This is a genomic window from Rhizobium sp. NRK18, assembly GCF_024385575.1.
GTDB lineage: Bacteria > Pseudomonadota > Alphaproteobacteria > Rhizobiales > Rhizobiaceae > JANFMV01.
The window spans coordinates 603,111-626,976 of sequence record NZ_JANFMV010000001.1 but is presented as its reverse complement, the minus strand read 5'-3'; the positions used below and the strand labels follow the sequence as shown (position 1 = coordinate 626,976).

Genomic DNA, 23,866 nt, shown 5'->3' with positions numbered 1-23,866 from the left:
ACCTTTCCTCTTTTTCCGGTATGCTTTGCCGCAGGAATGATTCCGTCCCTCGCGATCGAGGGCTCCGCCCCGATCTATCGCAGATGAATGGAACCATGCAATGGCACTGAGCATTTGCATTTTCATTCAAAGTCCGCTCACATAAGACCATGCGCCGCAATATTTTTCCTGTTTTCGCACTCCTCCTCGGAGCCCTGTTCCTCTTCATCGGCAACGGCCTGCACGGCCTGCTGCTGCCGGTCCGTGGAGCCTCCGAAGGCTACAGCACCACCATTCTCGGCCTGCTTGGCACGGCCTGGGCCGGAGGCTTTGTCACCGGATGCTTCGTGGCGCCGGCGCTTGTCAGGCGCATTGGCCATGTCCGCGCCTTTTCCGGCTGCATCTCGCTGATCGCCATCGTCGCGCTGCTGACCGGCCTCGTCGTCAACGACATCGCTTGGGTCGCGCTTCGCGCCATGACCGGCTTTGCAGCCGCCGGAACGTCGATGATCGTCGAGAGCTGGCTCAACGAGCGCGCGACGAATGAAAGCCGCGGCACGATCTTCTCGCTCTATTTCGTGATCAACCTCTCCGGCGTCGTCGCCGGCCAGATGGTGGTCTCCTTCGGCGACGTCCACACGCCGGTCCTGTTCATGATCTGCGGCATCCTCTACTGCGTCGCCATGTTGCCGACCACGCTCTCCAACGCCGCCTCTCCGCAACCGTTGAAGAACGTCAAGCTCGACCTCAAGAGCCTCTTTTCGCATTCGCCCGTCGCCTTTGTCGGCATTCTCCTGATCGGCATCGCCAATGGCGCATTCGGCACGCTCGGCGCCGTCTTCGGCGCGCGTGCCGGCCTGCCGCAGGCCTCCATCGGCCTGATGATGAGCGCCGCCATCTTTGCGGGCGCCCTCCTGCAGCTGCCGGCCGGCCGCATCTCGGACCGGATGGACCGTCGCTACGTGCTCGCCGCCCTTGCCGGCATTGCCGCACTGGCAGGCATTATTCTCGTCGTCCTGCAGCCGACCAATGTAATATTCCTGATCGTCATCGTCGCCATCTACGGCGGCACGGCCAATACGCTCTATCCGATCGCCGTGGCGCATGCCAACGACCACGCCGCCCCGGACGAATTCGTCAAGGTCTCCGGCGGCCTCCTGCTGCTCTTCGGCATCGGCACCATCATCGGCCCGACGGTCGGCGGTCCGGTGATGTCGGCGCTTGGTCCCTACTCCCTGTTCCTGATCACGGCGATCGCCCACATAGCCACTGTCGGCTACGCCATCCTCAGAACCCGCATGCGGGCGGCCGTTCCCATCGCCGATCGCGAAAACTTCACGACCGTATCCAACACGCCGAACGCCCTCACCACGCCACAAGGCGCAGAACTAGACCCACGCGCCGGCGGCGATAACAGGCAGGATGGGCTGCAGGCTGCGGAATAGGAACCGATACCCATGAACCCGTTCGACGACGACAAGCCCAAGAAAAAGACCGAACACGAGATCGGCTCGGATATATCGAGCCTTTCCGCCGACGAACTGACGGCAAGGATAGCGCTGCTCGAAGCCGAGATAACCCGTCTCGCGACCGAGCGAGACGCCAAGTCGAAGGGCCGCGCGACGGCCGAAAGCTTCTTCAAACGCTAGAAATTATAAGTCTTCACGGACGAGAAAACGCAGTCATTTGAAGACGATATTAAGGCTTGATACACCCGGCCGATGGCGTTTAACGCAATATTAAGCTTTATAAGTCATTACTGTTGGCATCCAGTTCACTGGATTCGGACATTGCCCTTTTGGGTGTGACGTCTGATTTCTCCCTGTTTTACCTTGAGAGCTGCTTCCGAGCGGCTCTTTTTTTTGCCATTTTGGTGCCATAAGGCACAAGGACTGCGGAACAACGCCGTCAGATCGGAGTTTAGTTAAAATCCTAAGCAAAATCGGCACCTTGGCTTTGGCAATCGGCAGTATCTTCACATTGGTTTCTGCAAAGGTGTGGGAATTAACCCTTTCTTAATAATCGGCTTGCGCATTTGGGGTAATGATTGCATCCTGTAAACCGATAAAACGGGTGCCGCCCATCCAAGAAGGCGGCCAGTCCGACACCCAAGAATGTGATGCGTTGAACAGGGAAGTATCGATGTCAGACCGCGGTTTGAACACTATCAGTTTTGCCGGCCACGCGGCATCTTCCAGTCAGTTTCAGACACTCTACTCCGAGGGCATGTCCCTGGTGGAAGAGACTGCAAGCTATCTGGACGGTCCGGGTCGTGCCGCCTCCAAGGTTCTGCCGCGCCTCGCCTCCGTTCTCTATGCCGCCGAATCCATGCGGTTGACCACCCGCCTGATGCAGATGGCCTCCTGGCTGCTCCTGCAGCGCGCCGTCAACAACGGCGAGATGACCCGCGAGCAGGTCATCGCAGAGAAGAGCAAGGTGCGCCTCGACAGCTTCAACGTCGACCGTTCGGCCCCGGGCTGGAACGATCTGCCGGAATCCTTCCGCGATCTCGTCGAGCGCTCGCTCCGCCTGCAGAAGCGCGTCTCCCTGCTCGACCGCGAAATCTATCGCCCGGCCGAAACCGCACCGCAGACCGGTGGCGAGAATTCGGTCCAGGCCCAGCTCGATCTTCTGAAGACCGCCTTCGGCGGCCAGTAAGACGGATCCGTCGGTGCCGACCCGACCCCGATAAAAGCATCGCATCAGAAAAACCTCTGGCGAACCTCTTGCCGGAGGCTTTCTTTTTCCGATCTCGACCAGACAAACGACATACGAATCTCTTAAGCTCCCGCCCCAAGACGAGAAGCGGACGAGAGGAAGTGCCCGTGACATATCTGGAGTTCGAAAACGACGCGGCGCCCGAAACGCGTGCCTTCGTCGACAGGATGAACGCGGCGGCGGATGCGGCACTGCGCGACCCGGCCTTCGAACGTGACCGCGACCAGATCCGCGCACTGATCGAACGAGACGACAAGCTGATCATCCCTGGACGACGCGGTGACTGGCTCTATCAGTTCCGCAAGCTGAAAACCCACGCCCTCGGCGTCCTGCAGCGCGTACCAAAGGACGTACCGCCGCTCCCCGATGCCGACTGGGAAACGGTCTTCGACCTCGACGCCTTTTGCGAGGCGGAGGGCAAGACATGGGTCTGGCGCGGCGCCACGGCGTGTATCGACGACCCTGACCTTATTCTCATAGCACTGTCCGACGGCGGTTCTGACCTGATGCGCGACATCGAATTCGACTGCCGCGACAAGACGATCGTCAGGGACGGCTTCGATACGCCCGCCTGCCGCGCGCATGCCTCATGGATCAGCCGTGACGAGATCTTCTATTTCGGCTCCATCGACCGGGAATCGGCGACCCGTTCCGGCTGGCCGCGGGTCGGGCGGATATTGAAGCGCGGCATGGCACCCCCCGATGCCCCCGTCGTCTTTGAAGCCGGCGAGGACGACGTGACCGCCTATGCCTTCCGGATCGGCCCATCGCTTGCCGGCCTGCCGAAAACCGCCGGCCACATCGACGTCTTCGCCATCCGGCACGACATCGGTTCGGCGAGCTATTGGCTGCAGAAGAACGGCGGCGAGCGCATCGCCCTGGAGGTGCCGCGGCTCAGCGATGTGAGCTTCAACCACAATTACTATTTCTGGCGCGCCAAATCGAACGAAGCGGTGGCCGAGGGAAGCCTGGTGCTCGCACCGCTGCCGGTCTATTTCGACGGATGCCCGCCGCAGCTTGGCGAGCCGCGCATCCTATTTGCCCCCGGCGAACGCCAGACCGTCACGCAGTTCACCCTGCTGAAGGAGTGGTGCGTCTTCACGGTGTCCGACAATCTGCGGCCGAAGGTCTATTTGCTCGATCTCAGCGATCCGCAAGGCGAGCCGCGCGAGCTTCACATGCCGGCGAATGCCGAGACCATCTGGTTCAGGACGCTCGACGACGAGCTGCATCACGGCGACGACACCCTCCTCGTCTGGACGCAGGGTTTCCTGCAGCCGCCGACCCTCTATCGGCTCGATCTCACCGGTGCTGCGCAACTGCCGGAATTGATCGAGATGGCACGGGCGCCGGACCTCTTCGACGCTGGCGGCATGCGCTCGGAACTTCTGATGGCGACCTCGTCGGATGGCACCAAAATTCCCTACAGGCTCGTCCTGCCCAAGGACGCAACGGTCATGCCCCTGCCCGTCCTGCTTTACGGCTATGGCGGCTTCGAAAGCGGCTTGCAGCCCTATTACTCCGGCGTCACGGGCCTGTGGCTCTCGCAGGGCAATGCCTATGTCCAGGCCTATATCCGCGGCGGCGACGAATACGGTCCGGCATGGCATCTGGCCGCCAAGCGCGAAAAGCGGCCGACGGCCTATGAGGACTTCGCAGCCATCGCCCGCGATCTGGTGATGCGCGGCTATGCCCGGCCGGTGACGATCGCCTGCCAGGGCGGCTCGAACGGCGGCCTTCTGACGGGCGTCATGCTGACTCGCTACCCGGAAGATTTCGGCGCGGTCTGGTGCCAGGTGCCGGTGCTCGACATGCTGCGCTTTCACACCTTCCCCGCCGGCCGCGCCTGGATCGACGAATACGGCGACCCGGACACGCCGGAGGACGCCGCCTTTCTGAAGGCCTATTCACCGATCCACAACATTCGCCCGGCGGAGGAGCGCCGCTATCCGCCGGTCTACGTCGAAAGCTCCAGCAACGACGACCGCGTCCACCCCTCGCACGCAAGGCGTTTCGCCGCCCTGCTGCAAGATGCCGGACAGTCCGTCCTTTTCCGCGAGTTCGGCTCCGGCGGCCACGGCGGCGACGGCCGCGCCGACGACATCGCCGCCCGCCTAGCGACAGGCTACAGCTTCCTGAGGACAACGATCGTCGCAAATGCCCGCAGGGGGTAGTCGATACCTATTGACCTGATATCTGCCCCTCAAGGCGGAGATCGTCCAGGATGCCTTTCTCGATAAGAAAGGCATCTCCTTCCTCTGTCAGATGCTTGTTATCGAAGAAAACGGGGACACCGTCTTCGTTGAGCACATAGCAGAGATCGGCACGAGGGCAGACTTTTCCGAGAATATCGACATATTCGACGCCAGCCTCGTCGGAAGCGCGCTTGAGATCGGCATTCGTTCTGACGACGGTCGGATCAAGTTTCTCGGCGGCCAACTTCTCGACACCGTCAAGCTTCCCGAGTGAAGCCACCAGATCCATGCCGCTGCTGGACTGTGTCTTCGGCCCGATCAAGACGATGCGCTTGGCGCCCGACTGCCGCAAGGCTTGTACATTGTCCTTTATGAAGGACGGTGACCGGTCGAACCAGTTGAAGGCCAGAATGACAAGATCAGCTTCCTTGATGCGGCTGTCCGCCAGAATCCGCTCATTGCTCTTGCCGCAGCGTTCCCTCTCGTCGGGCTCCAGATCGTAGAAGGCGTTGTTCACGAGGATCTGGCAGGCGGCCGAGCTTGGAAACGACCTCAGATCGATGGACTCGCCATATTTTCGATCCAGCATATTTGCCATGTCGCCGGCCTGGCTGTCGCCGATGATGAGAACCTTCATTCGTGCGTCGTCTGCGAACGGGGTCTGCCTCTTCTTCAGCAGAGGCCACGTATGCTTTGCGCCAACGACCGCAAATCTCGGGTTCATCGAGAATGCAATTCGCGATGAATATCGAAATTTCCACACGCTATCGTCAAGACGCAGGCAAACAGCCAACCCGACAGTTAGCAACAACACTCCATAGCTCATCAGCCTGAATTTTATCGCCCGGTGAGGACCGGACCGAAAGGGCGTTTCGATCCAGCGGTAGCTCAGGAAGCCGAGCACCAGTGATATGACGAACAGCCAGTTGGTTCCAAGGCCGGCATCAAGATAGTTATCGAAGACGATCAACGGCCAATGGACGAGATAGATGGAGTAACTGGCACGTCCGAGCAACGCCATGACCCGATTGCCGAGGACCATCGAGCTGGCAGCGCCACCGGCCGACGCGATGACAGCCGCGGCGGAAAGGCATGGGAACAGGGCATAGAGGCCCGGAAATGGCATCGTTTCGCGATAGACGATCGCACAGACCAGAATGCCCGACAATCCAACAACGAGCGCTGCGAGGGACGTCTTCCTTGAGAGCCTCCCGGTCCCGCCAATCCAGTTCAGGGCCGCCCCGACGCCAAACTCGAATATGCGCGCCGGGGTCAGGAAGAACGCACCGGCGGGATCGATTGCAAGCCATGCCTGCGACAATGATATCGCCAGGACGAGAAATATGCCAGTGGCCAGGTATCGAGCAATCCGGCTTCGAATCCCGACGGCAGCCAGCATCAGCAATGGCCAAAACAGATAGAACTGCATTTCCACGCCGAGCGACCAGGTGTGGAGCAGCGGTTTGAAAATCGCATCGGAATCGAAATAACCCGCCTGCATCCAGAACAGAAAATTGGAGAGCCCGAACAGGCTCAGCAAGGCGGACCACAGTGTCGGCTCGATATTCGACGGCAGGAAGATGAAGACGCCGGCCACTGCGGAAATGGAGGCAACCGCCGCGAGTGCCGGAAGCAGGCGACGAATGCGACGGGCAAAAAACCGGCGGAAGGAAAACTCCCCCCGCTCCATCTCGCCGAGCAACTGCTGCGTGATCAGATAGCCGCTGATGACGAAGAAGACATCGACGCCGATGAAGCCCCCTCGAAAGATCTTATTGCCGAGATGAAACAGGAGAACGAGCAAAACGGCAACTGCGCGCAGGCCGTCGATATCGGGATTGTATTTGGTCTTCGCAAGCATGCCGTTCCGTCGCACATCGCTTCGGGTAATTCAAACGCAAAAAGCCCGGCGCGAGGCCGGGCTTTGGAAGCTGTTCGAGCGCGAAATCTTAGAGGCCGAGGCCGGAGAAGCGCTGCTTGAACTTGGAGACGCGGCCGCCGCGGTCCATGAGCTGCTGGTTGCCGCCGGTCCAGGCCGGGTGCGACTTGGAGTCGATTTCGAGGTTCATGACGGCGCCTTCCGTACCCCAGGTGGACCGGGTTTCGTATTCGGTGCCATCAGTCATGACCACCTTGATCATGTGATAGTCGGGATGGATGTCTGCCTTCATAACAATCTTCCTGTGACGCGCTTCGGGTCCAATTGTCGCAAGTTTTTGGCAAACCATTGCGGTCTATGGACCAATTGAATAAATGAAGCCGCAGTCGTTTCTGGCTACGGCTTTCCAATTCGATGCCGTGCCTATACATGAACGTTGCCTGGATAACAAGGCCCACAAGGCAGGAACTTCGTCCCGCCCGGGCAAGGGGGAAAAGTGGCCCAACAACAGCCCGACAGCACTGCCTCACGGCGCAATCTGCAGCCCCTGGCGCAACTGCTTCCGTACCTCAAGCGCTACAAGACGAAGATTGCCTACGCGTTGTTCTTCCTGACGCTTGCGGCCGCCATGACGCTCGCCCTGCCGCTTGCCGTGCGCCGGATGATCGACCACGGCTTCAACGAGGCCGACCACGCCTTTATCAACAACTACTTCGGCATGCTGGTGCTGATGGGCCTTCTCCTCGCTCTGGCGAGCGCCATGCGCTACTACCACGTCATCTCGCTTGGCGAACGGCTCGTCTCCGATGTGCGCCGCGACGTGTTCACGCGTGTCACCGCCCTGTCGCCGGAGTTCTTCGACGTCAACCAGTCCGGCGAGATCGTCTCGCGGCTGACGGCAGACACCACGCAGATCAAGTCCGCCGTCGGTGCGACTGCGTCGCTGGCATTGCGCAACACCATTCTCTGTCTCGGCGCAATCGGCATGATGGTCTATACCAGTCCCAAGCTGTCGAGCCTTGTTCTGGCCGCCATCCCTATCATCGTCTTTCCGCTCGTCGCCTTCGGCCGCTCCGTGCGCCGGCGCTCGCGCGCAGCACAGGACACGCTGGCCGATGCCACCGCCTATGCCGGAGAAACGATTGCCGCCAGCCGCACCGTGCAAGCCTTCAATGGCCAGGATGTTGCCAACGCCCGTTTTTCCGGCGCCGTGGAGCAGGCCTATGAGGCGGCGAGGGACGCCATCAAGTCGCGCGCGCTTTTGACCGGCGTTGCCATCACCCTGATCTTCGCCAGCATCATCGGCGTCCTCTGGTTCGGCGCCCAGAGCGTCATGGCCGGGACTTTGTCGCCCGGCACGCTCGGCCAGTTCCTTCTCTATTCGGTCATTGCCGCCGGCTCGCTCGGCTCGCTGTCCGAGGTCTGGGGCGAACTGGCGCAGGCCGCAGGCGCCGCCGAACGCATCGGCGAACTCTTGCGCGAAGTGCCGGCGATCCGTGCTCCGGCAAAGCCGCTCGCGCTGCCCGAGCCGGCCAAGGGCGAAATCGAATTTAGCGACGTCTCCTTCTCCTACCCGACCTCCGTCAGCAAGGTGACCTTGAACGGGCTGAGCTTCAAGGTCTCCTCCGGCGAACGCGTGGCGATCGTCGGTTCTTCAGGGGCCGGCAAGAGCACCGTCTTCTCGCTGCTGCTGCGCTTCTACGATCCGCAATCCGGGCTCGTCACGCTGGATGGCGTCGACGCCAAGGCGGTGACGCCCGAAGACCTGCGCGCCCGCATCGCCATCGTGCCGCAGGACGTCACCATGTTTGCCTCCTCCGTGCATGACAATATCGCCTTTGGCTCTCCCGGCGCCAGCCGCGAGGCGGTCCGCGCAGCGGCGGTCGCAGCCCAGGCCGACGAGTTCATTTCGCGCCTTGAGAACGGTTACGACACCATGGTCGGCGAGCGCGGCATCACGCTCTCCGGCGGCCAGCGCCAGCGCATCGCGATCGCCCGCGCCATCCTCAAGGATGCCCCCGTGCTGCTGCTCGACGAGGCGACATCGGCGCTGGATGCGGAAAGCGAAACACTGGTGCAGAAGGCGCTGGACGGGCTCATGGAAGACCGCACGACGGTTGTCATCGCCCACAGGCTGGCAACCGTGCTGAAGGCCGATCGCATTCTGGTGATGGACCAGGGAAAGATCGTCGAGGAAGGCACGCATCAGAGTCTTGTGAAGAAGGGCGGCATTTACGCCCGCCTGGCGCGCCTGCAATTCAACTACGAGATCGAGGCCGACGCCTCGGCGCAGGCGACGGCTCCCGCCGCAGTCTGACGGCGGACGCCAAGCCCAACTATCACCCTTGCCTTGCAGCCCAAGGCGGAGCGCCTCAGCGCTCCGTCAGCTTGAATTCGATGCGGCGGTTCTGCGACCGCGCTTCCGGGCTGTCGCCTTCGGCGATCGGCTGGTATTCGCCGAAGCCGGCCGCGACGAGGCGGTTGGCCGGCACGCCCTGCGAAATCAGGAACTTGACCACTGAGGTTGCGCGACCGGAGGAAAGCTCCCAGTTGTCGGAATATTTGCCCGAGCCGGACAGCGGCACATTGTCGGTATGGCCGTCGACGCGCAGCACCCAGTTGATCTCGTTCGGAATTTCCTTGGCGATATCGACGACGGCGCTGGCGAGCTTCGCGAGCTCTTCCTTGCCTTGCGGATTAAGATCGGCGCTGCCCGAGGCGAAAAGCACTTCCGACTGGAAGACGAAGCGGTCGCCGACGACGCGGATGTTCTTGCGATCCGAGAGGATCTCCCTGAGACGCCCGAAGAAGTCGGAGCGGTAGCGGTTGAGTTCCTGCACGCGCTGGGCAAGGGCGACGTTGAGCCTGCGGCCAAGATCGGCGATCTTCGTCTGGCTCTCCTGGTCCTTGGCTTCAGAAGCATCCAGCGCCTGTTCGATCGCGGCGATCTGCCGGCGAAGGGCGGCGATCTGCTGGTTGAGAATATCGATCTGGCTTAGCGCCCGGGCACTCACCTGTTTCTCGGAATCGAGCGCCTCGTTGAGATCGCTGATCGTGCCCTGCGCCGCCGCAGCACTGCCGGAACCGGAATCGAGTAGGCTCTGCAGCCGCGAGCGCTCGCTTTCCGACGTCGTCAGCGACGCCTGCAGATTGGCGAGCTGGTCTTCGAGATCCTGCTTGTTGCCCTTTTCGAGCGCCAGAAGCTGGGTGAGTTCGTTGATCTGACTGTTCAGCCGGTTCAGCACCTCGTCCTTGCCGCTGATCTCGCGCGACAGGATGAACTGACCGATGACGAAGACCGTCAGCAGGAACATGATGGCGAGCAGAAGCGTCGACAGCGCGTCGACGAAGCCCGGCCAGTAATCGACCGTGTGCGCCTGCCGCCGGTTGCGGGAAAGACCCATCGGCTATTCTCCGCTGACGATGTCGGTAAGGCGGTCGAGCGATCGGCGCATCGCCTTGGATTCCTCCTGCTGCGCCTCGATCCAGTCACGCAGCATCTGCTGTTCGGACCGCATGTTCTTGACCAAGCCCTGGATGCCTTCGGCAAGGTTGGCCATTGCCTGCACCGTCCGCTGGCTGGAGCCGCCGCCTTCCGCGATCTTCTGCAGCTGTTCGACGAGCAGCTTCATGTCTTCCGACGAGCCGCCGTCCGGCGCCGTGGTGGTCACGGCTTCGGCAACCGCAGCGATTTCGGAGCCGACGTCGGTGACGGACGACAGCCAGTTTTCCAGTTCCATGTAGAACCGGTTCTGGGCGCGGCCGGCCTGCAGGTCGAGAAAGCCGAGGATCAGCGAGCCCGAAAGGCCGAGCAGCGAGGATGAAAATGCCGTGCCCATGCCCGAAAGCGGCGCAGCAAGGCTTTCCTTCAGCGTGCCCAGAACGTCGGCGCTGTCGCCGGAGCCGGGGTCGAGCGACTGGATGACGTTGTTGATCGATCCGATGGTGCTGATCAGACCCCAGAATGTGCCGAGCAGGCCGAGGAAGACCAGAAGACCGATGAGATAGCGGGAAATTTCGCGCGATTCATCGAGACGCGTGGCAATCGAATCGAGGATCGAGCGCAGCGCGGTGGTCGACAGCGCGATCGTCTGCCAGCTGCCGATCAGCGAGCGCATCGGCGCCAGCAGCTTCGGCTCCCGCCCCACCTTGTCGGCACTGCCGACGGCGCGGAACGAGTTGAACCAGCGCACCTCCGGTCCGAGCCGCAGCACATGGCTGAAGACGAGCAGGATACCGATCCACAACACGAAGACGATGAGGCCGTTCAGACCCGGATTGGCCATGAAGGCCGTCTGGGCCTGGCGATAGAGAATGGCGACGATGAAGCCGACGATGATGAGGAACAGCACCATCGTCCAGAAATAGGGCATCGGGCTGGAAAGCTTCTGCCCGTACTCTTCAGCCTCCAGATCCGACTTACCAAAGCCAGACAGTCCGAATCTCGCCATATTTCATTCGCCTCCGCAACCAGTGCGCCGGAGGCTATTAGAAAATAGTGGAAAATTGAAGTGAAAAGCCGCGCAAAACTTTGTCGGGCAGCCGACGAATTGGCCGATTTGCCGAACCCGCCTCACGCTTTCGCGATCGGACGCTTCAAAACTTCGCCGAGTGCGCGGTGGATATGCTCGTTGCCGGCGAGCACGGCGCCCGTCTCCAGGCTCTTCGTGCCACCGTCCATGTCGGTCGCATAACCGCCGGCTTCGCGAATCAGTAGCAAGCCTGCCGCGAGGTCCCATGCCTGCAGCCCGGTTTCCCAGAAACCGTCGAGGCGACCAGCCGCCACATAGGCGAGATCGATGGAAACCGCACCCATGCGACGAATGCCGGCGACCTCACCCATGACGTTGCGCAATTCGACGAGGAACTGGCCGTGATGACCGCGGCCGAGATGCGGCACGCCGCAACCGATGACGGCGTCGGACAGTTCCCGGCGTGCGGCAACGCGCATGCGGCGATCGTTGACGAAGGCGCCGCCACCCTTTTCAGCCGTGTAGAGTTCATCCGTCGCCGGGTTGAACACGACCGCGACAACGATCTCGCCATTGCGCTCGAGCGCGATCGAGATGCCGAAACAGGGAATGCCGTGCAGGAAGTTGGTGGTGCCGTCCAGCGGGTCGACGATCCAGCGATGCGCGCCGTCGGTGCCGATGATCTCTTCGCTTTCCTCGCCGAGGAAGCCATAGGTCGGACGCGCCTTCAGGAGTTCGTCGCGGATGATCTTCTCGGCCTTGCGGTCCGCCTGGGAGACATAATCGCCGGGTCCCTTGAGCGACACCTGCAGGTTCTGCACCTCGCCAAAATCGCGCGCCAGCGACTTGCCAGCCTTGAAGGCGGCCTGAACCATGACATTGAGGAGAGCGGAGCGGGCCATGAGGCTTCTTATCCTTGAGAACTGATCGTGCAGCTTCGGCTCCACGAGCCCGGAAAGCTGTCTTCGTCGATGCGGATTGAATGATCGGCGGGTTCAAGACCACAAAACGGCCCGGAATTCAAGCCTTGGCGGTCAAGAGGCTCAGAAATCGAGCGGCGCGTTGTCGATCACTTCCTTCATCACGAAGAACGTCCGCGTCTGGCGAACGCCCGGCAGCGCGATCAGCTGCTCGCCATGCACGCGATTGAAATCCGCCATGTCCTGCGCACGGATCTTCAGGAAATAGTCGAAATCACCGGCCACGAGATGGCAGTCGAGCACGAATTTCAGGGAGCGCGCGGCCTTCTCGAATTCGGCGAAGCTGTCCGGCGTCGACCGGTCGAGCACAACGCCGACCATGACGAGCGCACCGCGATTGACCTTCTGCGGCGAGACCATCGCCCGGACCGTCTGGATATAGCCTTCGTCGAACAGGCGCTGGGTCCGGCGGTGGCACGTCGCCGGACTGACGCCGACGAGATCGGCCAGGTCGGCATTGGTCAGGCGGCCGTTTTCCTGAAGCAGTTTCAGGATTTTGACGTCGATCCGGTCGAGCTCTGACAGCATGGCGATGAGTTCCGTGATTTGCCAAAAGCCCGGAATATACGATCGCCTTCCGGCTTTCCAGTTCGTTCTGGCGCAAAGCGACACGCCGAAGGCGGCGTATCAGACTGCATCCGATCAGATGGGCCGGAATTTGTTGGCGGCGTCGATCGCCTGCTTCTGCTGGTCGTCGGTGAGGCCGAGGTAGAAATCCTCAAGTCCCGGATCGGCAAGCCCGGCGCGGCGCGACAGCACGTACCACTTGGCGGCCTCGATCGGATCGGGCCGTGTTCCAAGCGCGTTGATGTAGAGATAGGCGAGCTTGTTCTGCGCGGCGACATTGCCGCGAAGCGCCGCGATCCTCAGCCACTGAAAGCCCTTGTCGAAGTCCCGCGGCCCGCCCACACCGTTGACGAGCCAGACGCCCATGTCGAGCTGGGCGGTGTCGTAGCCGGCCCGCGCCGCGCGCAAGAGCCATTCACGGGCCTTCGCCCGCTTGTCTTCCGGAATATCCGGCAGCGACATGTAGACCTGCGAAACGGCGTATTGCGCGTCGGCGATCCCCTGCTCGGCGGACTTTTCGTAATAGGGCAGCGCCTGTTCGAGCCCGCGCTCGCCGGGATTGTCGGCAACCAGCATCTGGGCATAGTTGAACTGCGCGGAAGCATTGCCCGCCTCCGCCGCCTTCTTCATCATCTCGTCGGCCTTCGCCTTGTCGCGCGGCACATCCTCTCCCTCCATCAGGAGAAGCGCATAGCGGAACATGGCCGGCGGATCATCGTTTTCGGCCGCCTGCTTGAACCAGAACGCCGCCGCCTTCGCATCGCGCGCAACGCCGAGACCTCGCGACAGGAGCACGCCGACAAGCGTCTGCGCCACCGCATCACCAAGCTGTGCACGCGGCAAGGCCTTCTGCAGGGCGGTGACGTAGAGACCGCGCTGGTAGGCGCCATAGGCCTCGTCGACGACACCGGTATATGGCTTTTCGGGGGGAAGATCCGGCAGGCCCTCGGCCATGCGATGCAGGATCGTTGCGCGATCCGCCGCCCCGACCCTTCCGGATCGCGCGTCTGGAGCAAGCGTTCCACCGCCCGCCACCGGCGGCTCGATACCCATTCGCTGCAACAGGTCAGCCTCGCCGCCCGCTGCCGCACCGGGCCTTGCACCCTTGTGCAGCGGCTGCGCGAGGGCGCCGTCGTCCTGAAGCAAAAGACCGCCGAGGCTGTCGTCAGCCGCCAGCGCACCCGAACAGGAAAGGGCGCCTAGCACGGCGAAAAACAGGCAAGAGCGGGCGGGCTTCAGCATCATGCCAACGTTCAATCGTCAAACCGTGGCGCTTTTTCGTCAAGAAGAGCGTTTGCTTCGGCGACGGCACGGGCGGCTGCGGCCAGGTCCCCGAAAATCGCGGTCCGGAGCGCCACGAATTCCGCTCCGGTTTCGGCAACGGTGACGACGGAGTCGATCGAGGTGCCGCCCATGACGATGCAGGGAATTTCCACCATCGAGGCCCACCACTCGCCAAGCGCGACATTCTTCGGATGCGCTTCGGGCCGGATGTCTCCATCGAGCTTGCCGAAGAAGGCGTAGTCCGGATTGCATTCGCCGATTTCCAGCGCGTGATGACGATCCGGCATGTTGCCGCTGCCGACGATCATCTTCGGCGCGTGCTTTTCGATCGCGTCCGCCAGCGCCTCGGCGTCGGCTTCGATATGCAGGCCATCGGCGCGGGCGCGGCCGGCCACCCGGCTGTCGCCGGCGATCAGCGCTGCAACGCCGGCGTCCTGGATCACCGGGACGAGCTTTTCGGCATAATCCTGAAAATCACGGTCGGACATGCCGTATTGCGGCACGATGACCGATGCGACATCGCCACCGCGCAGAGCGTCCTCGACGGCTTTCAGCGCAATCGACGGCTCAGCAATGTCCGGAATCACGAGAACAAGTCTGCAACGATTGTCGGCACCGGCCATGTGTTACCTCTGCATTCTGACGGCATTCATGTCACAGGAAACGTCGGGAATGGGCTTTTGCCCAGATCGCCCCTCGTCTTATCCATGCAAATCCGATAGACCTCTCTCACCAATTGATCAACCGGAATACGGCCCGCCGTGACTCTTCCAGACATAACTTTCTTCCTCGCGGCCATTCCGGCCGTGACCGTGGTCGGCCTGTCGAAGGGCGGCATGGGCGGCGCCATGGCGCTGATGGGTGTGCCGCTGCTGGCGCTCGTCGTGCCGCCGGTTCAGGCCGCCGCCATCTTTCTGCCGATCCTGATCGCCATGGATCTGGTCGCCCTCTGGGCCTGGCGCAGCCACAATCACCGTGAAACGCTGCTTATCTGCCTTCCGGGTGCCGTCATCGGCATCGCACTTGGCTGGGCGACGTCGGCCTATGTCTCCACGAACATCATGCGCCTCGTAATCGGCGCGATCACAATCGTCTTCGCGCTGAAATTCTTCTACGACACCTACGGGCCGAAGCGGCATGTCGAAGTCAAGCCGAAGGAGCAGCGCCCGGCACTTGCGACCTTGTGGATGACGCTGTCGGGCTATGGCAGCTTCGTCGCCCATGCCGGCGGCCCACCCTTCCAGATTTACGTCCTGCCGCTGAAGCTCGACCCGAAGACCTACACCGGCACCAGCGTTCGCTATTTTGCCATCGTCAACGCGATCAAGGTCTTGCCGTACTTCGCGCTCGGCGAACTCGACACGGAGAACCTGTCGCTGTCCGTCCTCCTGCTGCCGGTCGCCTTCGTTTCCACCATGATCGGCGCCTGGGCCGTCAGGCACATGAAACCGCAGTTCTTCTACCCTTTCATGTATGTCATGGTGCTGATTGCGGCGACGAAATTGTTCTACGACGGGCTGCAATGGTAGCGCTCAAGATGAGAGATCGCCTTTTCTCGCTGCAGCGCACAAATATTCTTGCCCGCCTCCGGCCTTTCCCGTAAGTTCGCGCTCATGTCCAACACCGATCCTTTCAGTGCGATTGCGGATCCGAACCGGCGTTACCTGCTGGAGGAGCTCAGGCGCGCACCACGGACGGTGAACGAGCTGGCCGAGGGCCTGCCGATCAGCCGGCCGGCCGTCTCCCAGCATTTGAAGGCGCTGCTCGAAAGCGGCCTCGTTTCCGTGAAATCCGAAGGAACACGACGTATCTATGCCGTCAACAGCCAGGGCTTCATGAAGCTCAATCTGTGGCTGGACCAGTTCTGGGCGTGAACTACGGCAACAGCGGACACCCAGAACCGGTTTCTTGAAGGGCCGGATCTATCTATCCGGCAAATCCACCCTTAACAGACCTCGTCGAGGCCGGCCTCCTGGGCCGGGTGGCGGACTTCCCGGTCCAAATGCCGGAAAGCCGAGTAAACACACATACAGAATTCGACTTAGTGTCGCGTGGAGCTTTTGATGCGCTCCATCTCGTCCTTGATGCGCAACTTGCGGCGCTTGATCTCGGCAATTTCGCGGTCGTCACTGGATACGGACATAAGCGCTTGGTGCAGTTCCTGCTCGAGAGCGTCGTGCTTTTGTTCAAGCGATGCAAGATGAGCCTGTATGGTCATTTTTACTGTCCTTCCTTCCCTAAACCTATCCCGGCCACACTTGACCGTGGCTTCAGGTTTCAACAGGAGAAATGTGCCACAAGATGCCCCCCTTGTCGAAGGCGATTTCGTGGATTCTTGAAGGCAATTTGACAGCCGGATGAATTTTTTTCGGCTTTCAACAGACATCCCTAACGGAAGGTTAGCAACCGTTTCCCAAGGCTCTGAACGGCCTCGGCCGCATGGCCGGCCGCAAAATGCGGAACAGCCGTTCCAGATAACTTCCCGAATGCACGTTTTAGTGATAGGAGCTTGCCGCAATCGCCGGGCAACCGGCTCGCAGGGCATTGTGACGTGAGAGGCGGGGACTGGAATGGCGGATCAGGAACAGGCGGAAATTCGGCTGGCGGTCGCAAGGTTGCGTCAGGAACACGAAGACTACGATGCCGCCATCAACGCCATGATACAGGTCGGCTGCGAAGCCCTTCGCATCCAGCGCATGAAGAAGAAGAAACTTGTCATCAAGGACAAGATCAGCAAGCTGGAAGATCAGATCATCCCCGACATCATTGCCTGAACAGCTTGAAAGAGGACGACTTATGACCAGTGCGGAACGACCGCCGATCGCCATCATCATGGGAAGCCAGTCAGACTGGGAAACCATGAAGAATGCGGCCGACACGCTGGAGGCGCTCGGCATCGAATACGACGCCCGGATCATATCCGCCCACCGCACGCCCGACCGGCTGGTGACCTTTGCGAAGGGCGCCCGCGACGAAGGCTTCAAGGTGATCATCGCCGGGGCCGGCGGCGCAGCCCATCTGCCGGGAATGGCGGCTGCCATGACCCCGCTTCCGGTCTTCGGCGTACCGGTCCAGTCGAAGGCGCTCTCCGGACAGGACAGCCTGCTCTCCATCGTCCAGATGCCCGCCGGCATTCCGGTCGGCACGCTGGCGATCGGCAAGGCCGGAGCGGTCAACGCAGCGCTATTGGCCGCCGCCGTGCTGGCGCTGACCGACGAGGACGTCGCGATCGCGCTTGACCAATGGCGCACCCGCCAGAGCGAAGCGGTCGCCGAATACCCCATGGACGACGTATAATGAAAGACAGAACGATCGGGATCATCGGCGGCGGTCAGCTCGGCCGCATGCTGGCGATGGCCGCTGCCCGGCTGAACTACCGCACCATCATCCTCGAGCCACAGCCTGACTGTCCGGCAGCCCAGCTCACCAACGGCCAGATCACCGCTGCCTACGACGATGCGGCGGCCCTCGCCGAACTGTCGAACCTTTGCAGCGTCGTCACCTACGAATTCGAGAACGTGCCGGTCGCCGCCGCCGAAACGCTGGCCGCGACCGTACCCGTCTATCCGCCGCCGAAAGCGCTGGAAGTGGCGCAGGACCGCCTGACCGAGAAGCGGTTCCTGAACGGCTGCGGCATCGAGACCGCGCGCTTCCACGCCGTCGACAGCCAGGCAGACCTGGAAGCAGCGCTGGCCGATTTCGACGGCAAGGGCGTGCTGAAGACCCGCCGCCTCGGCTATGACGGCAAGGGGCAGCGCGTCTTCAAGGGACCTCAGGACAGCCCCGCCGGCGCCTTCGAGGCTCTCGGCGCCGTACCGCTCATTCTCGAGAGCTTCGTCCCGTTCGAGCGCGAGGTGTCGATCATCGCGGCGCGCGGAACCGACGGCACGGTACGCGCCTACGATGCAGCCGAAAACGTCCATCGCGACGGCATCCTGCACACCTCGACGCTGCCCGCAGCGATCGGTCCGCAGACGCAGGCCACCGCCCTGAAGGCTGCCGAAAGCCTGTTGTCGGCGCTCGATTATGTTGGCGTCATCGGCATGGAATTCTTCGTCCTTGGCGACGGCACGCTGATCGCCAACGAGATCGCGCCGCGGGTGCACAATTCCGGTCACTGGACGGAAGCCGCCTGCATCGTTTCGCAGTTCGAACAGCACATTCGCGCCGTCGCGGGCCTGCCGCTCGGCGATCCGGCCCGCCACTCCGACTGCGTGATGCAGAACCTGATCGGCGACGACATCGACGATCTCAATGATTGGCTGAAGACGAGCGACACCCTTGTCCACCTCTACGGCAAGACCGAGGCCCGCCCCGGCCGCAAAATGGGTCACGTCACCCGGCTGACCGGTGCAAACCGGCAGGAAAAGGCTTGAAGGCCGGTTGACAGGCCCAGGCCTACAGGGTATTTGCCTGTCAACTTTTCGAGGGGCGCGCCATAGGCTTTTCCGACCGGCGCGCTTTTGATTGTTTGGAGACCGGGAGCGCCGAGAGGCATCCCCACTGAGAAACGCGGATTAAGAAAATGAAGATCAAGAATTCGCTCAAAGCGCTGAAGGCCCGTCACCGCGAAAACCGCCTGGTTCGTCGCAAGGGTCGTATCTACATCATCAACAAGCAGAACCCGCGCTTCAAGGCCCGCCAGGGCTGATTGCCGCGCCGCCGGCGTGACCGGCGGCTGGCCGCGAGATCGGCAGGCTTGCGCGACAGGACTTTTGCCGCGCAGCATGATGACAGGCAGATTTCATTTGATATTGGGCGCTTTGCGGATACCATGACCGCCATGCGCCCTTTGTCATTTTGCCTGATAGCAATGCTGGCTTGCCCCTTGGCGGCAACTCCGGCCTTTTGCGTCGACGACACAGCCCGAATCGAAGAACCGGATACCGGCACGCTGACGCAGGCCGAAGAACTCGATTCGCTTTTCCTGAAATTGAAGCGTGAACGCGACGCCGGCAAGGCGGAGGACATCTCCCGCCAGATCCGTCGCCTGCTCACTGATTCCGGCAGTCCCACGGTCAACCTCCTGATGGATCAGTCCGCCAAATCCATGACCGAAGGCAGCACAGATGCCACCCTCGATCTCCTGGACCAGGTGACGCTATTAAAACCGGATTTCGCCGAGGGCTGGAACCGCCGCGCCACCGTTCATTACACGATGGGCGATTACCGCAAGGCGATGGCCGACATCCAGAAGACGCTTGAACTGGAACCACGACATTTCGGCGCGATTGCCGGCATGGCGGAGATCATGAACCAGATCGGCGACGAAGAAATGGCCCTGAAGGCCTGGCAGCGATATCTCGAGATTTTCCCGGCGAGCAAGGAAGCCCGCAAGAACATGGAAGACATCTCGGAAAAGCTTGCCGGCCAGCGCACCTGATAGCTTAGTCCAAACCCGGTCCCTCCCTTGCTTTCCATCCTCGCCTTCATCCTGCTCGCCATCCTGCTGGCGCTTCTCCTTCTCTTGATCTTTTCCTGGATCATGGCGCGGAGGATCACCCGACGCTTTCCGCCCCAGGGAAATTTGGTCGATGTCGGCGGCTATCGCATGCATGCCGTGCATGTGCCGCGGCCGGACACCGCCGACCTGCCGCCGCTCGTCTTCATCCACGGCGCCAGCGGCAACTGTCTCGACCAGATGACGCCCTTCCTGGCGCCACTTTCCGGCCGCGCCGAAATGCTGTTCGTCGACCGGCCCGGCCATGGCCACTCGGAACGCGGCGGACCGGAAAACGACACGCCGGACGGCCAGGCGCGCGCCATCGCCGCCCTCATGGATCGCTACGGCATCGAACGGGCGATCATCTGCGGCCACTCCTTCGGCGGCGCCATTGCCGCAAGCTTCGCGCTGGCCGCGCCGGAGAAGACGGCGGGACTTCTGTTTCTGTCACCCGCCACGCACCCCTGGCCAGGCGGGGTCGACTGGTACTACACGCTGACGGCGAGGCCCGTTCTCGGTTGGCTCTTTTCCCGAACGCTTGCGATGCCCGCCGGCCTGGTGCGGATGCACGGCGCGATCCGTGCAGTCTTCCATCCCAATCCGCAGCCGCCGGACTATCATGAGCGCACCGCGCCGGCGCTCGTCCTGCGGCCGGCCACCTTCCGCAACAATGCCAAGGACGTCGCGGGCCTGCTGGACTATGTGACTACCGCCGCCCGATCCTATCCGAGCATCTCCGCTCCGACGATCGTCATCACCGGCGACAGCGACGATATCGTGCTCGCCGACATCCATTCCGTGGGACTGGTTCGTGACATTGCGGATGCGGAACTGGTCACCCTTCGCGATCTCGGCCACAAGCCGGATTACATCGCCACCGACATCGCGATCGCCGCGATCGAGAAGATCGCCGGCAGGCAACACGACCTGCAGCACATGGCGCGAACCTTCGTCGCACCTCTTGCGGCACAATGACAAAAGCCCCGCACGGTGGCGGGGCTTTCGAATAATGTCAGCGCATATCTGGGAAGCGGCTCAGACGCCGCTCTGCCCGTCCGAACCGATATAGGCGATGCGCAGCATGTTGGTCGCGCCGGGTGTGCCGAGCGGAACGCCGGCGGAAATGATCACCCGATCGCCGGGCTTGCCGAAGCCCTCTGAGGCAACGATGCGGCAGGCGCGGTTGACCATGTCGTCGAGGTCGGACGCGTCCTGCGTGACCACGCAATGCGTGCCCCAGCAGATCGACAGGCGGCGGGCCGTCTGGATGATCGGCGACAGCGCAATGATCGGCACTTCCGGACGCTCGCGCGAGGCGCGCAGGCCGGTGGTGCCGGAAGCGGTGTAGCAGACGATCGCGGCAAGGTTCAGCGTTTCGGCGATCTGGCGGGCTGCGAGCGAAATCGCATCGGCGCCGGTTGCCTGCGGCTGCGGCCGCTGCGCATAGATGATGCCATGGAAGTGCGGGTCGCGTTCGACCTTGCTGGCGATCTTCGCCATCGTCTCGACGGCTTCGACCGGATAGGCGCCCGAGGCGGACTCGGCCGACAGCATGACGGCATCCGCGCCTTCGAAGACGGCGGTGGCGACGTCGGAGACTTCGGCGCGCGTCGGCACCGGAGCGGAAATCATCGATTCCAGCATCTGGGTGGCGACGACGACAGGCTTGCCCGCACGGCGACAGGCGCGAATCAGCTGCTTCTGCAGACCGGGAACCGTCTCAAGCGGCATTTCGACACCGAGGTCGCCACGGGCGACCATCAGCGCGTCGGACAGCTCGATGATCTCGTCGATGCGTTCGATGGCCTGCGGCTTCTCGATCTTCGACATCAGGCCAACCTGGCCGCGGGCGATCTTGCGCACTTCGGCAATGTCTTCCGGGCGCTGGATGAACGACAGGGCAACCCAGTCGACTTCACCGGTCGCCAGCACGGCGTCGAGATCGGCGCGGTCCTTCGACGTCAGCGCACCGACGCCGAGCATCGTGTCGGGAAGGCTCACGCCCTTGCGGTCGGAGATCGTGGTGCCGGAGATGACCGTGCAGACGATGGAGGTGCCGTCGCACTTTTCAGCGCGCAGATGCAGCTTGCCGTCGTCGATCAGCAGGCGCTGGCCCGGCTTGACCGATTCCAGGATTTCCGGATGCGGCAGGAACACGCGGTTCTCGTCGCCGGGAACGTCCTTGTTGTCGAGCGTGAAGGTCTGGCCGATCTTCAGCTCAACCTTGGTATCGGCGAACTTGCCGACGCGCAGCTTCGGACCCTGGATGTCGGCAAGAATGCCGATCGGCCGGCCGCTGCGCTTCTCGACGCTGCGGATACGGCCAATGAGCGTGCGCATCACGTCGTGGCTGGCATGGCTCATATTGATGCGGAACACGTCGGCGCCGGCCTGATGCAGCTTCTCGATCATGGCCTCTTCGCTCGAGGCCGGACCTAGAGTGGCGAGAATTTTTACTTTGCGATTGCGCTTCATCAGTTTTGGCTTTCCTGCGTCCCGGGAGTGTCAGACAATTGGACCATCCAGCTTCCCTGGCGGCCCGTATCATATTCTTTGAAGCCCATTTTTTGGTAGCCACGGGCATAGCAGTCGTTGACCCCGAGGATTTTGAACTCGTCCTCGGCAACGCACATATTGATATCGCCGGCCCAACGGCCGCCGCGCGCCGCATCCTCGGCATAAAGATAATAGTAGCGGGACTGGAGTTCGCCCTCGATCAGTGTCGCGCAGGCCGAGGCGGGCACCTGCCACCATCCCTCGCTCACCCAACCCTTTTCGGTGCGGTAACCGATCGCCACGCCGACGAGGTTCGCCGTGCCATTGCAGACGCGGAAGTCGGCATAGGCCGCCGGGGCCGAAAAATAGAAGACCGGAGCAAGCAATGCGAGGAACGCACGCAAGCCATAGCGTGACAGCCCCCGCCCGTATTTTGAATAGCGCTGTGGCACGATGATCAGGGAAACTCCGTGGCTAAGCATTTGGGTCTTCATGCGACGCCCATTGTCGAAAGTCAACGCCAGTTTAATCGATATAAATGGTCCGGGACATGGGTCACGCGGCATCCCGGACGCCGGATTGCGGCGCTTGCACGCTCTTCGGGCTCATGTAAATAAAGGCGCCTTATCATTTCAGGATGTGCCCCATGCATGAATTCTCACCATTCGAATTGCTAGAAGGCGACTATGACAAAGGTATGGTCCTGATCGCCGATCATGCCATGAACGGGCTGCCGGCGCATTACGGCTCGCTTGGACTTCCCGACAGCGCCTTCAAGCGCCACATTGCCTTCGATATCGGCATTGAGGGACTGACCCGGCGCTTGTCGGCAATGCTTGGTGTGCCCGCCATCATGGGCTGCTTTTCGAGGCTGCTGATCGATCCGAACCGCGGCGAGGACGATCCGACGCTGATCATGAAGATCTCCGACGGCGCGATCGTTCCGGCCAATCATCCGATCACCGAGGAAGAATGGGACAACCGCGTCAAAACCTTCCATCGGCCGTACCACGCGGCAGTCGATGCGCTGATCTCGCGCACCGCGAAGGCCTGCGGCAAGGCGCCGCTGGTGCTTTCGCTGCATTCCTACACGCCGTTCTGGAGAGAAACCCCGCGCCCCTGGCACGCGGCAGTCCTCTGGGACAACGACCCGCGTGCGCCGAAACAGCTCATCGACCTTCTTTCGCGACAAGGTGATATTCTGGTCGGCGACAACGAGCCCTATGACGGTGCGCTGAAGGGCGATTGCATGTACCGGCACTGCATGTCCCAGGGCATTCCGCACGCGCTCCTCGAGGTGCGCCAGGACCTGATCGGCGATGATGAAGGGATAGAGGCCTGGGCAAAGCGGCTGGCGCCGCTATTTGAAACGATGAATGCCGATCCGTCCTTGCATGCGGTCGAGCTGCACCCGTCCCGCACGGGTCCCTACCCGCAAGGCTGACCGAAACAAAGGAGAGCGACACGATGTCCAAGCCCACCCCGCAACAGGAAATCGAACTGCAGGCCGCCGCCTTCCGCCGCCTGGTCAGCCACCTGCGTGAACGCACCGACGTGCAGAACATCGACCTGATGAACCTCGCTGGCTTCTGCCGCAACTGCCTGTCGAACTGGTATCGCGAGGCAGCAGAGGCGGAAGGCCTTGCCGTCACAAAGGACGAATCGCGCGAGATCGTCTACGGCATGCCTTACGAGGAGTGGAAGGCCCGTCATCAGCGTGAGGCTAGCGCCGACGATCTGCAGTCGTTCGAGCGCAACAGACCGAAGGAATAGCGGCCTCGCCCGGAAATCTGCTTGACCTTGCCGCCCGTTCGCGGCAGGTGACGCTACCAAACCGAAAGTCACATCAAACA

The 23,866-nt window shown here is 61.9% G+C and carries 26 protein-coding genes; 15 read left to right on the top strand and 11 right to left on the bottom strand.

Annotated elements, in window-relative coordinates; genetic code table 11:
• Positions 1-149 precede the first annotated feature (149 nt).
• The 4 genes from NN662_RS02835 to NN662_RS02820 all read left to right on the top strand — a co-directional run bounded on the left by NN662_RS02835 (position 150) and on the right by NN662_RS02820 (position 4,871).
• Positions 150-1,424, top strand: coding sequence for an MFS transporter (locus tag NN662_RS02835; RefSeq protein WP_261928801.1), 1,275 nt, complete (start codon positions 150-152; stop codon positions 1,422-1,424).
• Positions 1,425-1,436: 12 nt separating this feature from the next.
• A complete protein-coding gene (locus NN662_RS02830) occupies positions 1,437-1,628 on the top strand; it encodes a DUF1192 domain-containing protein (RefSeq protein WP_261928800.1) in 192 nt (63 codons plus the stop codon).
• A gap of 493 nt (positions 1,629-2,121) precedes the next feature.
• Complete coding sequence (locus tag NN662_RS02825; protein WP_261928799.1) at positions 2,122-2,637, top strand: DUF1465 family protein; 516 nt, start codon at positions 2,122-2,124, stop codon at positions 2,635-2,637.
• 167 nt (positions 2,638-2,804) lie between these two features.
• The gene (locus NN662_RS02820; protein WP_410010898.1) at positions 2,805-4,871 is read left to right on the top strand and encodes a prolyl oligopeptidase family serine peptidase; all 2,067 of its coding nucleotides are present in this window, start codon (positions 2,805-2,807) and stop codon (positions 4,869-4,871) included.
• A gap of 7 nt (positions 4,872-4,878) precedes the next feature.
• Here the strand turns inward: NN662_RS02820 and NN662_RS02815 are convergent, their stop codons facing one another.
• Both NN662_RS02815 and rpmE read right to left on the bottom strand, forming a co-directional pair.
• Positions 4,879-6,753 (bottom strand): acyltransferase family protein, encoded by a 1,875-nt coding sequence (locus NN662_RS02815; RefSeq protein ID WP_261928798.1) that lies wholly within the window; start codon positions 6,751-6,753, stop codon positions 4,879-4,881.
• A gap of 88 nt (positions 6,754-6,841) precedes the next feature.
• On the bottom strand, positions 6,842-7,063 hold the full coding sequence (gene rpmE, locus NN662_RS02810) for a 50S ribosomal protein L31 (protein WP_261928797.1): 222 nt from the start codon (positions 7,061-7,063) through the stop codon (positions 6,842-6,844).
• A gap of 204 nt (positions 7,064-7,267) precedes the next feature.
• On the opposite strand from rpmE, the gene NN662_RS02805 reads away from it, so the two are divergent.
• Positions 7,268-9,088, top strand: coding sequence for an ABC transporter transmembrane domain-containing protein (locus NN662_RS02805; RefSeq protein WP_261928796.1), 1,821 nt, complete (start codon positions 7,268-7,270; stop codon positions 9,086-9,088).
• A 55-nt stretch (positions 9,089-9,143) separates the two neighbouring features.
• Here the strand turns inward: NN662_RS02805 and NN662_RS02800 are convergent, their stop codons facing one another.
• From NN662_RS02800 to NN662_RS02775, 6 genes are all read right to left on the bottom strand, one after another.
• Positions 9,144-10,175, bottom strand: coding sequence for a peptidoglycan -binding protein (locus tag NN662_RS02800; RefSeq protein WP_261928795.1), 1,032 nt, complete (start codon positions 10,173-10,175; stop codon positions 9,144-9,146).
• 3 nt (positions 10,176-10,178) lie between these two features.
• Positions 10,179-11,222, bottom strand: coding sequence for a MotA/TolQ/ExbB proton channel family protein (locus tag NN662_RS02795; RefSeq protein ID WP_261928794.1), 1,044 nt, complete (start codon positions 11,220-11,222; stop codon positions 10,179-10,181).
• 122 nt (positions 11,223-11,344) lie between these two features.
• Entirely contained in the window at positions 11,345-12,145 is an 801-nt protein-coding gene (locus tag NN662_RS02790) for an inositol monophosphatase family protein (RefSeq protein WP_261928793.1), read from the bottom strand.
• A 141-nt stretch (positions 12,146-12,286) separates the two neighbouring features.
• On the bottom strand, positions 12,287-12,751 hold the full coding sequence (locus NN662_RS02785) for an Lrp/AsnC family transcriptional regulator (RefSeq protein ID WP_261928792.1): 465 nt from the start codon (positions 12,749-12,751) through the stop codon (positions 12,287-12,289).
• A gap of 114 nt (positions 12,752-12,865) precedes the next feature.
• On the bottom strand, positions 12,866-14,035 hold the full coding sequence (locus tag NN662_RS02780) for a tetratricopeptide repeat protein (protein ID WP_261928791.1): 1,170 nt from the start codon (positions 14,033-14,035) through the stop codon (positions 12,866-12,868).
• A gap of 8 nt (positions 14,036-14,043) precedes the next feature.
• Entirely contained in the window at positions 14,044-14,697 is a 654-nt protein-coding gene (locus tag NN662_RS02775) for a thiamine phosphate synthase (protein ID WP_261928790.1), read from the bottom strand.
• Positions 14,698-14,835: 138 nt separating this feature from the next.
• On the opposite strand from NN662_RS02775, the gene NN662_RS02770 reads away from it, so the two are divergent.
• Positions 14,836-15,603, top strand: a complete 768-nt coding sequence (locus NN662_RS02770) for a sulfite exporter TauE/SafE family protein (protein WP_261928789.1) — start codon at positions 14,836-14,838, stop codon at positions 15,601-15,603.
• Positions 15,604-15,687: 84 nt separating this feature from the next.
• The gene (locus tag NN662_RS02765) at positions 15,688-15,948 is read left to right on the top strand and encodes an ArsR/SmtB family transcription factor (protein ID WP_261928788.1); all 261 of its coding nucleotides are present in this window, start codon (positions 15,688-15,690) and stop codon (positions 15,946-15,948) included.
• Between the two features lie 167 nt (positions 15,949-16,115).
• On the opposite strand, the gene NN662_RS02760 is transcribed toward NN662_RS02765, so the two are convergent.
• Positions 16,116-16,292, bottom strand: a complete 177-nt coding sequence (locus NN662_RS02760; protein WP_261928787.1) for a YdcH family protein — start codon at positions 16,290-16,292, stop codon at positions 16,116-16,118.
• 352 nt (positions 16,293-16,644) lie between these two features.
• On the opposite strand from NN662_RS02760, the gene NN662_RS02755 reads away from it, so the two are divergent.
• The 6 genes from NN662_RS02755 to NN662_RS02730 all read left to right on the top strand — a co-directional run bounded on the left by NN662_RS02755 (position 16,645) and on the right by NN662_RS02730 (position 20,492).
• Positions 16,645-16,848 (top strand): YdcH family protein, encoded by a 204-nt coding sequence (locus tag NN662_RS02755; protein ID WP_261928786.1) that lies wholly within the window; start codon positions 16,645-16,647, stop codon positions 16,846-16,848.
• Between the two features lie 22 nt (positions 16,849-16,870).
• A complete protein-coding gene (gene purE / locus NN662_RS02750; RefSeq protein WP_261928785.1) occupies positions 16,871-17,371 on the top strand; it encodes a 5-(carboxyamino)imidazole ribonucleotide mutase in 501 nt (166 codons plus the stop codon).
• Positions 17,371-18,450 (top strand): 5-(carboxyamino)imidazole ribonucleotide synthase, encoded by a 1,080-nt coding sequence (locus tag NN662_RS02745; RefSeq protein WP_261928784.1) that lies wholly within the window; start codon positions 17,371-17,373, stop codon positions 18,448-18,450. Before purE ends, NN662_RS02745 begins: the two co-directional genes overlap by 1 nt.
• 149 nt (positions 18,451-18,599) lie before the next feature.
• Entirely contained in the window at positions 18,600-18,725 is a 126-nt protein-coding gene (ykgO, locus tag NN662_RS02740; protein ID WP_093004239.1) for a type B 50S ribosomal protein L36, read from the top strand.
• Positions 18,726-19,457, top strand: a complete 732-nt coding sequence (locus NN662_RS02735; RefSeq protein ID WP_261928783.1) for a tetratricopeptide repeat protein — start codon at positions 18,726-18,728, stop codon at positions 19,455-19,457. It abuts the gene before it with no gap.
• A gap of 27 nt (positions 19,458-19,484) precedes the next feature.
• A complete protein-coding gene (locus NN662_RS02730; protein ID WP_261928782.1) occupies positions 19,485-20,492 on the top strand; it encodes an alpha/beta fold hydrolase in 1,008 nt (335 codons plus the stop codon).
• Positions 20,493-20,552: 60 nt separating this feature from the next.
• Here the strand turns inward: NN662_RS02730 and pyk are convergent, their stop codons facing one another.
• Together pyk and NN662_RS02720 are read right to left on the bottom strand one after the other, a co-directional pair.
• The gene (pyk, locus tag NN662_RS02725) at positions 20,553-21,992 is read right to left on the bottom strand and encodes a pyruvate kinase (protein ID WP_261928781.1); all 1,440 of its coding nucleotides are present in this window, start codon (positions 21,990-21,992) and stop codon (positions 20,553-20,555) included.
• Positions 21,992-22,507 (bottom strand): DUF1036 domain-containing protein, encoded by a 516-nt coding sequence (locus NN662_RS02720; protein ID WP_410010897.1) that lies wholly within the window; start codon positions 22,505-22,507, stop codon positions 21,992-21,994. Before NN662_RS02720 ends, pyk begins: the two co-directional genes overlap by 1 nt.
• Positions 22,508-22,659: 152 nt before the next feature.
• Between NN662_RS02720 and NN662_RS02715 the strand changes: the two genes are divergently transcribed.
• Entirely contained in the window at positions 22,660-23,457 is a 798-nt protein-coding gene (locus tag NN662_RS02715; RefSeq protein WP_261928780.1) for an N-formylglutamate amidohydrolase, read from the top strand.
• Between the two features lie 23 nt (positions 23,458-23,480).
• Complete coding sequence (locus NN662_RS02710; RefSeq protein WP_261928779.1) at positions 23,481-23,786, top strand: DUF1244 domain-containing protein; 306 nt, start codon at positions 23,481-23,483, stop codon at positions 23,784-23,786.
• Positions 23,787-23,866: the final 80 nt, after the last annotated feature.